This window comes from Lyngbya sp. CCY1209, from assembly GCF_035615495.1.
In the GTDB taxonomy this organism is placed as follows: domain Bacteria; phylum Cyanobacteriota; class Cyanobacteriia; order Cyanobacteriales; family Microcoleaceae; genus Limnospira.
In genome coordinates this window covers 18,231-33,151 of sequence record NZ_JAJENU010000620.1, presented here as the reverse complement: position 1 = coordinate 33,151, position 14,921 = coordinate 18,231, and the positions used below count along the sequence as shown (strand labels likewise).

Genomic DNA, 14,921 nt, shown 5'->3' with positions numbered 1-14,921 from the left:
TGTTCGGGTGTCAGCGCCTCCCACCGAGAGCGAGCTACCCAAGAGGCATCGGGGGAACGGGTGGCGCCGTTGGGGAGAATAAATCCCGCCGAAGAGTCGAAGGCAACACCCAAGTCTTCGTGGGCTTCATCCCAGCGATCGAGTTGTCCGGTGATGCGGCTATTTTTTTTTCCTGATTCGCTGCCTGCGGGTGGGTTCACAATCAGTTCTCCTGCGGCGGTCCGTTCTAATCTTAAATCGGGGTTGGCGGCGGCGAGGGCTTGGAATTGTTCCTGGGTGACGTGGAGAAGGGTGGAAGGGGGAAGTTCCAGAGTCAGGGTGGAGTGCATCGAATTTCCTCCGAGAATTTGGGCGGATAGTGTTGATGGTAACTCACAGGGATGGGAATGCGATCGGTTTCAAATCTTCTCGCCCCCAAACCCCCAATTCTGGGGGCTTTTAGCGGATCGAATTTCAACTCATAATTTCACACTGCTATAATGTTCTGGATAGGGAAAAAAGATGAGTTTATCGGGAGAATTAACAATGGTTTATCAACCACAAATTGCAACTCAGCATGAGATTCTCTATCCGGATTCAGACGGTAAACCGATGTCGGACAATACAGTTCAGTTTCGCTGGATTATGACAATCTATCACAATCTGGCGTGGTTGTTTGCAAACGATCGCAACGTGTTTGTGGCGGGGGATTTGCTCTGGTATCCCGTCGAAGGGGATAATAGAACTCGCCAAGCTCCGGATGTGATGGTGGTGTTTGGGGTGGAAAAGGGAGACAGAGGTTCCTATCAACAGTGGAAAGAGAAAGCAACAGTTGCAACAGGAGCGATCGCGAGCCGAACAAGTGACCGCCGAGTTAGAAGAGGAGCGTCGCAAGGCTCAAAGGCTGGAACAGTTGTTGCGGGAAGCGGGGATTGATTGCGATCGCGAGTAGAAGCAGAACTTCACACAATTTGGGAGGTAGGCTTGACAAGATTAAATTTTTGTGGTAACGGGGCGATCGATGGAGTATGGCAACCGCCAGGGCGGTTGGGATATCGATGATATCGCCCCATTTTCTTTCAATGCGTTCCTACGGGGTCACTTCTCCTTCAACTTCCGTCCCCGACGCCGGTTGAGCCTCGATCGCCCGCCGTTGCTTTTCCCGGAACTCAGCCGCCGCGTCGAGTATATTTTCATTCCGTTGAGTCTCAACCGATCCGTCGAAGTCGAACCCACCTTGTTGGGCACGGTGGAGGATGTCGAACAGCGTCCGCTGGTTCAGCGTCGCCGAAGACTCAGTGGTGCTGTTGCGGCTGTCGAAATCCTGGAGGGGATCGACGGTGGTTTGGGCGATCGCGCCGGATTGGACCCAAACGGCCCCACCCAAGCTCAAAGAGGCGATCGCGGCGATGGTTTTCAGAGATGCCGATTTCATAGCCATAGCTGTCAATTACGATTTAGAAGAATTCTATAACTCAATCATTTTAAACCCCTCCCGAACAGGAGGGGTATAGAATGTTTCCAAATGGGTCGGAAACCTAAGCGAACCGACGGCGCAACAGCGGTTGAATCAGCAGCAGGGCGGCGATCGCGAACCCGAGCAACACCAACAGCGCCGCGCCGAACGTCACCTCGCCGAAAGGTGCGGCCATCACCACGCTACCCCAGGACCAACTCTCGTGGACGTAGAGGTAGCGGATCGGTTCGATCGCGTAGCTGAGGGGATTCAGCGTCGCCACCACCTGCAACCACTTCGGCATGAACGACAGGGGCGCCAGAGCCGTACTCGCGAACAGCAGCGGCAGGTTCGTCACGAAAATCACCGCGATCAATTCAATGTGGCCGGGGAGGGCGAAGGCCAGACCCAAACTCAAACCCGTCACCCCCAGCACCAACAACAAAACCACCAGGGCGATCACCGCCAGTCCGGCAATTCCCGGCAATCCGGCGCCCATAAATGATGCCGCCGTGACGATCGCCGCCGTCTGGACGAAACTGAGGGTGACGATATAAATAGCCGAGGCTAAAACGATGGAAAACCGCGAAGCCAGTGGCGCCACCAACAGGCGGTTCAAAAAGCCGAACTCGCGATCGAACATCACCGGCAACCCGGCGTTCAGCGCCCCGGCGAAGGCCGTAAACACGATCACCCCGGCGCCGAGAAATTGTCCGTAATTTGTCGTTTCTCCGAACAACCCTTCGGGGGCATTTTGGAACAGCGCCCCGAACAAAATCAACCACATCAACGGTTGAATGACCCCCGCGATCAGCGTCGAAGGGCGTCGCCGCAACTGGATGAACAGGCGGCGGGTGAGGGCAAGAGTTTCCTGGATGAACTCGCCCACGGGATTGGATTGTTCCTCCAACTCCGCCGCCGATAATTGAGGATTAATCGTCGTACCACTCATAATTTTAAAATCTCGATCGCAACAAATTGGGGAATAGGGAGTCGGTCGTCGGTCGTCGGGAATAAAAAGCAGAGTCCCTCCGCTCTCTTTTCTAACGCATATTCCGCTTTTTCTCCGCCTTCGGGTCGCGTCCGGCCGCCCCGGCGAGTTCCGCATCCATAAGGGTTTGACCCGTGGCAGCCAGATAAACATCGTCCAAACTGGGGCGGGACTGGGCGATGCCGAACGTCGGCAAACCCGCCTCTTTCAGGGCTTGCTGGATAGTGAGCAGAGCATCGTTTTGGGGTTCAACCACCAAATTGAGGGAATTGCCCTGGGCCGGGTTGATGATAATTTCTTGGACGCAGGATAGGGATTCGAGCAATTCCTTGGCTTTTTCGGCCTCTTCGGCCGGGGAGAACTCCCGAATCCGCAGGGTGACGCGATCGCCGCCCACCCGATCTTTGAGTTCCGAAGGGGTTCCGGTGGCGATGACCACCCCCTTGTCAATGATGGCCACGCGGTCGGCCAGGGCGTCCACCTCCTCCAAATAGTGGCTGGTGATCAGCACCGTGGTTCCCGACTCCCGCAGTTTCCGCAGGAAGTCCCACACCGCCACCCGACTTTCGATGTCCAGGCCCACCGTCGGCTCGTCGAGTACCAAGACGTCGGGCTGGTGCAGCAGGCCCGACGCTAGGTCGAGGCGCTTGCGGATGCCCCCGGAATAGGTGCCGCTTTTTTGGTCGATCCACTCCTGCAGGCCCAGCAGTTGCGCCACCGTCTCGATGCGGTCTTTAATTTGGGGGCGGGGGAGGTGGTACAGCGCCGCCTGCAGTTGCAGCAGTTCCCGACCCGTGAGCACCTTGTCGAGGGCGACTTCCTGGGCGACGTAGCCGAGGCGCCGTCGGGCCAGTTTGGGGCGATCGACCACCGAGATGCCCGAAACCGCCAAGTGACCCGCATCAGGGGTGATGAGGGTGCACAGCGATCGCAGGGTCGTGGTTTTCCCCGCGCCGTTAGGGCCGAGCAAGCCGAAAATTTCCCCGGGCCGGACTTCCAGGGAAACATCTTTGACGGCCTCAACCGAACCGTAACGTTTTTGCAGATTCTCGATTAAAACGGCAGGAGTCATGTCACAATTGCTGGTGGATACGGATCGCGTTTACATTACTCAACATTTTAATGGATTGCCGGCGGTCGCGATCGGGGGTGCACCGTTTTAGATCGTCCGACGATCGCACGAAATTTGACCGCCCGGGGGTAAGCTATGGCAATGATGAGCGATCGTGTCTTGACCGTTTCGTTCGGCAGACCCACCTTGAAACCCTAATCTCAAGGTGATGACCGTTAACCGATTCCCCATTACCCATTACCCATTACCTGCACACAGCGCCATAACCCGCCGCCGACCCCCGGGAAATTTCCCGACATTCTCCTCTGATCAGGTCTTGTGACATGAGCCGGATTTTAATTGCCGAAGATGAACCCCGAATCGCCGCCTTCCTCGAAAAGGGACTGCGGGCCAGCGGCTTTACCACCGCCATCGCCGGCAGCGGACGGGAAGTGATCGACAAAGCCATCGGCAACAATTTTGACCTGCTGATCCTCGATTTGGGACTCCCCGACCGCGACGGGTTCCAGGTGTTGAAGGAATTGCGGGGCCAGGGGGAAAATTTGCCCATCATCATCCTGACGGCCCGCGACGACATCACCGACAAGGTGGCGGGGTTGGAGGGCGGCGCGGACGATTACGTGACCAAGCCGTTTCGGTTCGCGGAACTGCTGGCCCGGGTGCGGGCTAGGCTGCGGACCCAAACTCCAACCGGCGGCGAGGATGAGAAAAGTCTCCGGGTCGCCGATATTTCCTTGAATTTATATACCCGCCAGGTGCAGGTGGGCGATCGCACCCTGAAACTTTCGGCTAAGGAGTTCCAACTCCTCGAAACCTTCCTGCGCCACCCCGAACAGGTCCTCAGCCGCGAACAGTTGCTCGATCGCGTCTGGGGTTACGATTACGATCCGGGGTCCAACGTCGTCGATGTCTACGTCGGCTACCTGCGGAAAAAACTGGGCAGCGATCGCATCGAAACCCTGCGGGGCATGGGCTACCGCCTCTGTAGTTCGCCCCGGGACATTTGAGAAGATTTGGGGGAACCCCAGCCGGTTTGAATTCGTCTAATAGTTGATCGTTTGGCCGGACAGACTCCGTTGACGGAGGCAACAGGTAACAGGCAATAGGCAACAAGCCGGTTGAGGAGGGAACGGGGAAGAATGAAAACTCGATATCTTCAAAATTTGAGGAACAATATTGGGTGGCAATTCGTCAATAATTGGTTTTGTCGGCGATCGCCCCGGCCGGTTCGGTTCTCGACCCCCATTCGAGATTAATATTAAGAAATTTCTCACGTTGACTTCATGGAGATCTTAAGGGGTATCCTTACAATGAGGGAGTACAAGAACTGAAGTATCACGACTGGAAGAAGCACGATGATTTTGTGGTGTGAGGTCAAAAAACATCCGAAAGACTGATTCCTAAACCCTTCGGGTCTGATCGACTCGGGGGATCTTTCACGGCCGTCCTTCGTCCTTCCCCATCAGGAGTCCGGGCTGAAATCTCACCAGAACATTTTCCGAAGTGCGATCGAATTCAGCCCTCCCAAAACGACGTCGGATGAACTTTGGGTCGCATCTATGATTTTGAGAATTCGGCATCGACGGCCCCAACGTTTGTATCTCATTATTTCCCCAATTCGAGCCGGCGGGCGATCCGCGACAGCGCACCTATCGCATTGGGAACGATTTTTGAGTGCAAATGACCCCAAAAATAATTAGAATTGAGGATTTTTTAAGCATGGACGACGAACTTTTGACTTCCGTCCCTCTAATCCTAGAAGACCCGGAAATCTCCGAAGAATTAGACGCAGAAATGGACGGCTCAGAATCGGAAGATTTGGCTGACGTCACGGCGATCGAACTGGACGTAGACGAAACAGATGATGACACCGATGACGAAGCGGATGACGACCTCGATGACGGAGGGCAAATTGATAATGAAATGGTCTCCGAAATTGACGACCCGGGCAACGGTCTGGAAAATCCGGAAATTGCTGAATCTGAAGTGGAGATAACCGACTCGGAAGCGGTGGCGGATGACGCCCCCGTCCCGACTTTTCTCGATGTCGTGGGCGATATCAGAACCTTCATCCTGAATCAACTTTTCGATGAAGAAGCCTACCTCGAACAAAACCCCGACCTGGCACAATTCCAACTGGAAGTCGAGGCGGCAGGATTCACGTTTGACCTGCGACAACACTTCTTTGAATTCGGTCAATTTGAAGGCCGGGAATTCAGTTCATTTTTCAACATTACCGAATATGCCCAGAGCAATCCGGATGTCGCGGCTGTGATCTCTCGGGAAGATTTGCTCACCCACTTCTTAGATTTCGGTCTGGCCGAAGGTCGGGAGTTTAGCAACTTCTTCAACATCAACATTTACACCCAAGCAAATCCCGACCTGGTTTCTGTCACCCAAGGAAACCTCGTCAGCAGCTTCGTCCACTTCTTGCAGTTCGGACAGTTTGAAAACCGGATTGGCAGCAATCTATTCAATCCCAATGTCTACCTGCAACTGAACCCCGGCGTTGTCAGCGACCTGGAAGAGGCGGCTAATCAGGGTTTGCAAGTCAGTGCTTTCACCCATTTCCTGCAAATCGGACGCCGCCAAAGTCTGGAGTTCAGCAATATTTTCAACGTCAGCGAATATGTGGCGTTGAACCCGGATTTGGTTCCATTTATCGAAAGCGGTCAAATTACAGCCACAGACCACTGGGTACAATTCGGATTTTTTGAACAGCGGGAGTTTAGCTTCTCGTTCTCTGTTTCCCAAGTCTTGGAAACTCTAAATCTGACCAGTCTCACTGAAATTAACCTTTCCGAACTCATTGCTCAAATTGAGGCGAATTTCAATCTGATTATCGGTTCCGACGACGACGATGAGGATACCGGTTCCGAAGGAGATGATGTCATCGACACGCCGGACGACGAAGCTGATGACGATGGTGGAGACATCCCGGATACTGACGACGAGGACGACGACGAGGACGACGACGAGGACGACGACGAGGACGACGACGAGGACGACGACGAGGACGACGATGCGGATGATGGAGTGAGTGGCGAGTTACCTCCCCTCGACGATATCCCCTCCGCACCTCCTCCCGTAGCAGAACAACCCGAACCGGAACCGGAACCCGAACCGGAACCGGAACCCGAACCGGAACCGGAACCGGAACCCGAACCGGAACCCGAACCGGAACCGGAACCGGAACCCGAACCGGAACCCGAACCGGAACCGGAACCCGAACCGGAACCGGAACCCGAACCGGAACCCGAACTGCCGTCAGAAGTCGCCTTCAATGTCGGATTTATTCTGACCACCTACGAAGCTCAATTGCAAGTGGCTTTCCAAGTGGAAGATGTCACCACCATCGCCACTCAGGAGCTCTTGGATTGGCTGGATGAGAATTACTTGGAACTTGACATCAATCCATCTCCCGCCGTCGATGTGAGCTACTATTTGGAGGCTTACAGTGCCCAACTGATCGCGTTTTACGGCGTGGCATCCGTCGAAGAACTCAGCTACTTGCAAATCGTCAATTACATCGACGGGGAAGGCTTGGAACAAGGATTCTCGCCGAGTCCGAATATCAGCTTGAGCTTCTTCCAATCGACCTACAGCGTCCAACTCGAACAGTTCTTCGGGGTTTCCGTCGAGAACATCAGTAATGCACAACTGTTCAGTTACATTGTCGAAGTCGGATTGCCGGAAGGTCAGAGTCCGTCGTCGTTAGTTGACTTAGATTTCTTGCTGTCCAATCAACAATCAATTACGGCGATCGAAGCTCATTTCGGAACCGAAATTACCAATCTTACGAATACCGAAATTTTCGAGTACGTCACCTCCGAAGATGGTTTGGAAGCGGTCAATCCCTCTACGGTGGTGAGCCTCAACTATGTCACAGCCGTTTACCAGACCCAGTTGGAAGCGTTCTTCGGCGTTGAAATCACCGAAATTTCCAATACCCAAGTTTTGGCGTTTATCAATAGCCAAGGTTTGGAAGAGGGGTTGAATACTTCCGCCTCCTTCGGGTTTGAATATCTGACCGCCATCTACGGCGAAGAAATTACTGCCACCTTGGGGCCGGATGCGACCCAGCAGGAAGCGATCGCATTCATTCAGGAAAACGGACTTCCGGAAGGTGTCAACCCGTCGGTTTTCGTGCATATCAACTTCGTCGAACAGACTAATGTGGAAGCCATTCAGGAATTCTACGACGTTGACGATGTTGAAGAACTGTCCGAACAGGAAGTCATCGCCAGCATCGACTCCCAGGTTTTTGTCGATGTCAACTATGTGGTGAATCAATACGCGGAACAACTGGCGGAATTCTACGAAATCGAGGTCGAGAATGTCGGCAGTTTGACCGAGTCCCAGGTGATTTCCTTTACTTTGGGTGCGGGAGAAAATTTGAACGTGATGGGGGCAGCCGTTAACTTTGCGGAAGCTCGATCGCTGTTTGCATCGCAACTGCAAGCTTTCTTCAACGTCACCAATATCGAAATTTTGAGCGACGCTCAAATCAATACTTTCTTGTTTGAGCAAAGCCAACAGTTTGCCTTGGTCAATCAACTGGTTAATGTCGTTGATACCAACTACTACGCGACCGTTTATTCCGAAGCATTAACCGCACGATTTGGCGCGGACTTCACGGCTGAGAATGTGGTCAGTTTCGTATTTGGCGATGATGCTCCGGCGATCGATATCCGGTTCGCACTGCTTCAATACGAAGAGGAATTGGCAACTCATGCGGAGAGTTTGGGTAAAGAACTCGACCAACTGACTGCGGAGGAAATTCGGTTCTATTTTCTCACCGAAGGTTTTGACGTCGATAATCAACTCATCCCCTTTGATCTGGATGCTGCGTTCGTCCAATATACCGAAGAACTGACGGCTTTCTATGGAGTCAGTGGTTTCAACCAACAGCAGATTTATCAGTTTGTCGTCAACGAAGCCTTGCAACGGGGTCTGAGCCTGTCTGAAGTGGTTGATGATGATGCCCTGGAATTCCTGCGGGAGCAGTACAGCGATCGCATTATTGCCGCCTTTGACCTCGAAGAAGGTGAAGTCGCCGATGTCGATGCAGACGTGGTTCTCGACCTGATTTATGGCGGTTTGTCTCAAGTCGTCAATTACGATTACTTCCGCTTTACTTTCGAGGGAGATGTGGCGCAAATCTTCGGAGTCGAGAGTATTGCTCAGGTTAGCGAACTGCAAATTCTCGAGTATCTTTACGGACAAGAAGAGGTCGATTTTAACTCCTTGGGTTGGTTCAATTTCCAAGGCTATCTTGCCGAATATGGCGAGGAGTTGGAAACGGCTCTGACTGAATATTATGGCGTTGAAAGCGTCACCGAACTGAGCCAAGATATGATCGGTCAGTTCGCCCTCACCGTCGGTGCTCAACAGTTCAGCGTGGAAGAATTTGCCGATCTCGACTATATCGGTACAACTTTCAACGCGGCGATTCTCGACAGCGACGAGGCGGTTAAGGCCTGGTTGAGTGAGTTTTCATTCCTCAATGTGGATACGGCTTACGTCCAAGAGCAAATTGAAATGTTGCTCGAAGAGGAAACCCTGACGCTGGCTGATTTGAACGGTATTTTGCCGGAGGAAATTACCAGTTTGGATGACCTCGGAGATCGAGGGCTGATCAATTTGGTTTTCAATCCCGATTTTCAAGCCTTGTTGGGTGAGGAAACTGAGATTAAACTGTTCCAAGAAACGGTCAGTGCCGATTACGTCCGGGAAATCTTTGCCCCCGCGATCGCCCACGTTTTGGATGTGGATATCGCCGCCGTCACTGGGGAGGAAGTTACGACGATTACTGACGAACAACTCGACGATTTCTTGTTGAGTCAGTCCGCAGAAATTGCCACAGATTTGGGCATTTCCGAAACGGATGTGACCCTGGAAGTGGCTCAAGAGTGGTTTGCGACTAACTCGGTGACGACCATTGAGGGACAGGAAATTGAGGTCGATGTCGCTTACGTCCGATATCAACTGCAAGAACTTCTGGACGAAGAAGCGATCGCGATCGACGATATCAACTCCGTTCTCGAAGAACCGATTGACACACTCGACGATCTCACCGACGAGCAACTCACCAATTTGGGATTGGATACCGAATTCCAAAGTGAGTTTGAACTCGAACTCGAACTGGTTCAAAGCGAACTGAATATCGGTTTCGTGGTTTCTCAGTACGCCACCGAACTTGCTCAATACTTCGAGTTGTCTGAAGAAGAATTGGCCGATCGCGAATTCACCCAAGAGGAAATTGTCGAATTCTTCAGTGCAACTCAAGGGGAAGAAATTGCCGCTTTCATTGGTGAAGATGATGCGATCGGAGGGGAATCCGACGATGATTTGAGTGGTGACGATACCGCCGATGATTCGGACGATGACGATTCGGACGATATCACCGATGATTTGAGTGGTGACGATACCGCCGACGATTCGGAAGATGAGAGTTCGGACGATACCACCGATGATTCGGACGATGAGAGTTCGGACGATACCGCCGACGATTCGGACGATGAGAGTTCGGACGATACCACGGGTGATGATACCGCCGACGACGGTACGGAATTTGCAGCCGAAGACGTTCTGGCTTACATCCAACAGGTGACGGTGGAAACCGTTACGCAGGCGGAAGAAATCGACACCGGTTATGTGGCGTATCAGCTTCAAGAACTGATGCATGATTTCGCCTTCACCCTTGAAGATGTCAACGGTATTTTGGAAACCGAATATGCATCTCTCGATGAGTTGACTTCAGAAAACATTACCACCCTGGCGTTTAGCGAGGAGTTCGGGGAAATTCTGGGAGAGGATGTCGAACTCGAACGGGTACAGTCTACCGTCAATTACGACTACCTGCGGGTTGCGGAAACCGAGGATATTGTCAACTTCTTCAATACCGAAGAAACCTCCGTCACCGCCGAAGACGTGTTGCGAGGTGAAGTCCAGTTCCTCCCCGACGGAGAAATTCTGGCGACATTTGAGGAGAACTTCCTCACCGCCGATGTCGGCTATGTCCGCTATCAAGTGGAACAATTGTTGGAAGCCGAAACCGTCACCATCGAACAGGTGAACGAGATCCTGTCCCCGGAAGAAGCGATCGCGGAACTCGGAGATCTCGGCGATGCTCAGGTGGTGGAACTGGTTTACAGCCGCGACTTCAAAGCCTTGTTGATGGAAGCCGAGGAAGAAATCGAGCTCTCGCCGGTTGACTATCAAGCCTATATCCAAGACAACGCCGAAGCCTTGTTGGAAGGGTTCGAGGATGTGGACGACGTAGCGGAATTGACCCTGGAACAAGTCCACGGGTTCATGTTCGGGGAAGCGGAAGGAACGCTTGAGGGATACGTCGCCTTCGACTATCTCGGCGAAACCTACCAAGCCGCGATCGCCACTCAAGAAATCGCAGATGCGACGGTTATCAACTGGCTGCAAAGCGAGTTCCTGTCCCTCGATCACAACTTCCTGCAATACCAGGTTCAACAGTTGACGGTCGAACAACAAACCCAGTTGTTGGAGGATCTGGGTATCGAAATCGATGATATCGCCAATCTCTCACGGCAGCAGGTGGTTCAAATCGCTTATAGCGAGGAATTCCAAGCACTCCTGGAAGTCGAAGCAGTCCAAACTGAGGCTTTCGATGTGGAAGGCTACGCCGAAGCCAACGCCGAAGCACTCGCAGAGTTCTACGAAGAAGAACTCGAAGACCTCGAACCCCCCACCGAAGAAGGTGAAATTCCCGATTCCGTCGTGGTCGAGTTGTCGAACTTCACCGGAGCTCCCGCCGGCGTGACGGTGACGCTCGAGGAAGTTGAAGACGGCATTCAGGTGACGGTTGACAGCGTGGAACCGATCGCGGATCTCAACGGCCTGTTCTTTGATATCGAAAATGACGATCTTCTCGATAGCCTGTCGGTGACGGGGGATGATGTCACCTCCTCGGACTTCGGCGGCGACGTGACGCAAGTGGGTAACGCCACCATCGCACCCCTGGACTTTGAAGCCGGCGTGCAAATCGGAACGTCCGGTATCGGTCAGGATGACATTCAATCCACCGTGTTTGTCCTCAGTTCCGAGGGTGAAGAGTTGACCCTGGAGCAATTTATCGGCGAGGAATTCGGCGTCCGCCTGACGAGCGTGGGTGAAAATCGCAATGGCAGCAGCAAGCTGCGAGGAACGGCGGCGCCGGTGTTTGCAGAAGTGGACGACGACGGCTTCAATCTCGGCGGCTTGACTCGCGAGCAGGTGATCGAGTTTGCCTTCCAAGAAGGATGGGAACTCGGAATCAATCCCCTGGAATACGTCGAAGTTGAGTATCTCAAAGAACAATTCCAGGTGCAATTGGCCGAGTATTATCAGATTGGGGTCAGCGAAGTCGAAAGCCTGGAAAGTGCGTTGGTGGTGGATTACTTCTACGGCGGTCTGTCCGAAACCATTGACTTCGAGTATTATCGCACTCAATATGCTGGCACCTTGGAAGGGACCTTCGGAGTGAGTGCCGAAAGCCTGAGTCAGGTGCAGATTCTCGAACACGCCTACACGGTGGGTCTGGAAGAAGACTTTAATTTCGCACCCGTGGACTACGAGGGTATTGCACAAGAATATCCCGCAGTTCTGGCCGATTTCTTCGGTGTTTCCGTCGAGGAAGTTGCCAGCCTGGATGTGTCTTTCCTGGCGAGCTTTGATCTGGGAATTGCCTCCGAACTGGGTATCGATATCGCGCAGTTTGTCGATCTCGACTACTACCGCGAACAACTCAGCGAGCAAGTGGTTCAAAATTACCGCATCGAAAACGTCTACCAGATCAGTTCCCAGCAGTCGTTCCAGTTCAGTTTGCAAGCCAATTTCAACACCGCACCGACCATCGATCTCGATTGGGCACGGGGTGAATACGCCGACGAACTGGAAGAAAATTTGGACGACTTCGACCAAGATGGCAACGGCGACATCGACGACGGCGAACTGTACGATGCTTTGACGGGTCAACTGTTAGAAGCGGGGAACGAAAGTTCCGATATCTACAACTTCGAGGAATACTTCGAGTCCGAGGAATTGCAACAAGAAGTTGCCGATTACTACGGTGTCGAGTCCTTTGAAGAGGTCAGCTTCACCCAGCGGTTGCAGTATATGTTCGGCGCGGGTCTGGAAGCCGGAATCGAGCCTTACAGCGAGGAATTCCTGGCGGAATATCCCGAACTGGAAATGGAAACTTACATTTCTGCGAACTCTGCCGCTTTGGTTTCCTTCGCTCAGGTTCAGTCCGTCGAACAGGTGACGTTCTTGGATGTGTACAACTTCCAGGCGACGACCGAAACCGACGTGTTTGGCGTCTAGTTGGTCCCATCTTGTCTGGAATGACAGAGCGATCGCTTTCAAATCTGTAAGTTAATTGATGAAGTGTCGGATTGAATTCAATCCGGCACTTTTTTTAGACCTAATTTTTTCCGGGGTCAACTCCACACCCACCCCGAAAACTCTAGAAACCGGGTTTCTTTCCAGCATCTCGATGGCTAACAAAATAACCCACGAGAAACCCGGTTTCTTCCTCCCCCCGAGCTCTCTCGTTGACTTTTGCTGAAAGCGGCAAACCCGATAGCCGATAGCGATCGAATCAATTCCCGGGCGAAATGCCCGCCGCGTTCCGAAGTCGGTACAATAAGACATTTAACTTTGATTCCCGAAATCTGTATGTCAACCTACGATGCGATCGTTATCGGCGCGGGTCACAACGGGCTCGTCTGTGCCGCTTACTTGCTGAAAGCGGGGTACAGCGTCCTGCTGCTGGAAAAGCGACCCGTGCCGGGGGGGGCGGCTACGACGGAGGAAGTGATGCCGGAAACCGCGCCGGGATTCAAGTTTAACCTGTGCGCGATCGACCACGAATTCATTCACCTCGGCCCGGTGGTTCGAGAATTGGAATTGCATCGCTACGGGTTGGATTATCTTTACTGCGATCCGGTGGTGTTCTGTCCCCAGGCGGACGGGCGGTATTTTCTCGCCCATCGGTCCGTTGAACAAACCTGCGCCGAAATCGCCCGCTACAGCGACTATGACGCCCGAAAATACGCCGAATTTGTCGCCTACTGGCAGCGCCTCATGAGTGCGATCGCGCCCCTGTTCAACGCCCCGCCCCAATCCATCCCCGATATCGTCGCCAGCTACAATATGGACGCCCTCAAAGATGCGTTGGCGATCGTCGGCGGCCCCACCAAAGCCCTGGATTTCCTGCGGACGATGTTAATTAGTCCCGAAGATCTCGTCTGCGAGTGGTTCGATACGGAAGTCGTCCGGGCGCCCCTAGCAAGATTGGCGGCGGAAATCGGTGCCCCACCCTCCCAAAAGGGAATCTCCGTCGGGGCGAGTATGTTGGCGATGCGGCACGAACCCGGAATGTCCCGCCCCCGGGGGGGAACGGGCGCCCTCACCCGGGCCCTCGTCAACCTCGTCACCAGCCTCGGCGGGGAAATCCTCACGGAACAGTCCGTCAAGCGGGTATTAATTGATAATGGACGGGCTATTGGGGTGGCGGTTGAGGGGGGGCGGGAATATCGCGCCCGCCGGGGGGTGATTTCCAATATCGATGCGCGGCGGTTATTTTTGCAGTGCGTCGATCCCGCCGATGTGGACGCCGCCGATCGCAATTTGCGGGAACGGTTGGAACGCAAAATTATCAACAACAACGAAACCATCCTCAAAATCGACTGCGCGTTGTCAGAACCGCTTCGGTTTGAAGCCTACAACCACCGGGACGAATATCTGATCGGGTCGGTTTTGATCGCCGACTCGGTGCGGCAGGTCGAAAAAGCCCACAGCCTCTGCACCGTGGGGGAAATCCCCGATTCCGACCCGTCCATGTATGCGGTGGTTCCGACGGTTCTCGACCCCTCGATGGCGCCGGAGGGGAAACACACCCTCTGGATCGAGTTTTTCGCCCCCTATCAGATCGCCGGGGCTCAGGGGACGGGGCTCAACGGCACGGGGTGGACGGACGACTTGAAAAACAAGGTGGGCGATCGCGTTTTGGACAAACTCGCCGAATACGCCCCCAATCTCAAAAATTCGATGATCGCCCGCCGGGTGGAGAGTCCGGCGGAATTGGGGGAGCGTCTGGGCTCCTACAAGGGCAATTATTACCACCTCGATATGACCCTTGATCAGATGGTATTTTTGCGTCCCCTGCCGGAAATTGCCAACTACAAAACCCCCGTCGAGGGGCTGTTTCTGACCGGGGCGGGCACCCATCCGGGTGGCTCGATTTCCGGGATGCCGGGGCGCAATTGCGCCCGGGTGTTCCTGCAAGTTCAAAAACCTTGGAATCGGGCGATCGCAGGGGTTGGAGGGGCGATCGCGTCGCTTTGGGAGGGGGTTTTCAAGTGACATCTAGAAACCGGGTTTCTACCAACATCTCAGGGGAGAAC

At 53.6% G+C, this 14,921-nt stretch carries 7 protein-coding genes and 1 pseudogene; 4 read left to right on the top strand and 4 right to left on the bottom strand.

Annotated elements, in window-relative coordinates:
• The coding region (locus tag LKE08_RS23555; RefSeq protein WP_324706713.1) for a Uma2 family endonuclease at positions 1-329 on the bottom strand (329 nt) is incomplete at its 3' end.
• A gap of 196 nt (positions 330-525) precedes the next feature.
• Here LKE08_RS23555 and LKE08_RS23550 point away from each other — a divergent pair.
• Positions 526-801 (top strand): annotated as a pseudogene (locus LKE08_RS23550) (Uma2 family endonuclease); the annotation flags it as partial.
• Between the two features lie 268 nt (positions 802-1,069).
• On the opposite strand, the gene LKE08_RS23545 reads toward LKE08_RS23550, so the two are convergent.
• From LKE08_RS23545 to LKE08_RS23535, 3 genes are all read right to left on the bottom strand, one after another.
• Positions 1,070-1,420, bottom strand: coding sequence for a hypothetical protein (locus tag LKE08_RS23545; protein ID WP_324706712.1), 351 nt, complete (start codon positions 1,418-1,420; stop codon positions 1,070-1,072).
• Between the two features lie 97 nt (positions 1,421-1,517).
• Positions 1,518-2,387, bottom strand: a complete 870-nt coding sequence (locus LKE08_RS23540; RefSeq protein ID WP_324706711.1) for an ABC transporter permease — start codon at positions 2,385-2,387, stop codon at positions 1,518-1,520.
• A gap of 91 nt (positions 2,388-2,478) precedes the next feature.
• The gene (locus tag LKE08_RS23535; RefSeq protein ID WP_324706710.1) at positions 2,479-3,498 is read right to left on the bottom strand and encodes an ATP-binding cassette domain-containing protein; all 1,020 of its coding nucleotides are present in this window, start codon (positions 3,496-3,498) and stop codon (positions 2,479-2,481) included.
• A 323-nt stretch (positions 3,499-3,821) separates the two neighbouring features.
• On the opposite strand from LKE08_RS23535, the gene LKE08_RS23530 reads away from it, so the two are divergent.
• From LKE08_RS23530 to crtO, 3 genes are all read left to right on the top strand, one after another.
• Positions 3,822-4,505 carry a response regulator transcription factor gene (locus tag LKE08_RS23530; protein WP_324706709.1) on the top strand — a complete coding sequence of 228 codons (684 nt, stop codon included), beginning with the start codon at positions 3,822-3,824 and terminating at the stop codon, positions 4,503-4,505.
• Positions 4,506-5,217: 712 nt separating this feature from the next.
• Positions 5,218-12,837: an energy transducer TonB gene (locus tag LKE08_RS23525; RefSeq protein ID WP_324706708.1), complete on the top strand. Its 7,620-nt coding sequence runs from the start codon at positions 5,218-5,220 to the stop codon at positions 12,835-12,837.
• Positions 12,838-13,191: 354 nt separating this feature from the next.
• Positions 13,192-14,880, top strand: a complete 1,689-nt coding sequence (gene crtO / locus LKE08_RS23520) for a beta-carotene ketolase CrtO (protein WP_324706707.1) — start codon at positions 13,192-13,194, stop codon at positions 14,878-14,880.
• Positions 14,881-14,921 lie beyond the last annotated feature (41 nt).

Bases quoted from the DNA above. Each gene is read 5' to 3' on its own strand.
- LKE08_RS23540 (WP_324706711.1), bottom strand. From the start codon at position 2,387: ATGAGTGGTACGACGATTAATCCTCAATTATCGGCGGCGGAGTTGGAG.
- LKE08_RS23535 (WP_324706710.1), bottom strand. From the start codon at position 3,498: ATGACTCCTGCCGTTTTAATCGAGAATCTGCAAAAACGTTACGGTTCG.
- crtO (WP_324706707.1), top strand. From the start codon at position 13,192: ATGTCAACCTACGATGCGATCGTTATCGGCGCGGGTCACAACGGGCTC.
- LKE08_RS23525 (WP_324706708.1), top strand. From the start codon at position 5,218: ATGGACGACGAACTTTTGACTTCCGTCCCTCTAATCCTAGAAGACCCG.
- LKE08_RS23545 (WP_324706712.1), bottom strand. From the start codon at position 1,420: ATGGCTATGAAATCGGCATCTCTGAAAACCATCGCCGCGATCGCCTCT.
- LKE08_RS23530 (WP_324706709.1), top strand. From the start codon at position 3,822: ATGAGCCGGATTTTAATTGCCGAAGATGAACCCCGAATCGCCGCCTTC.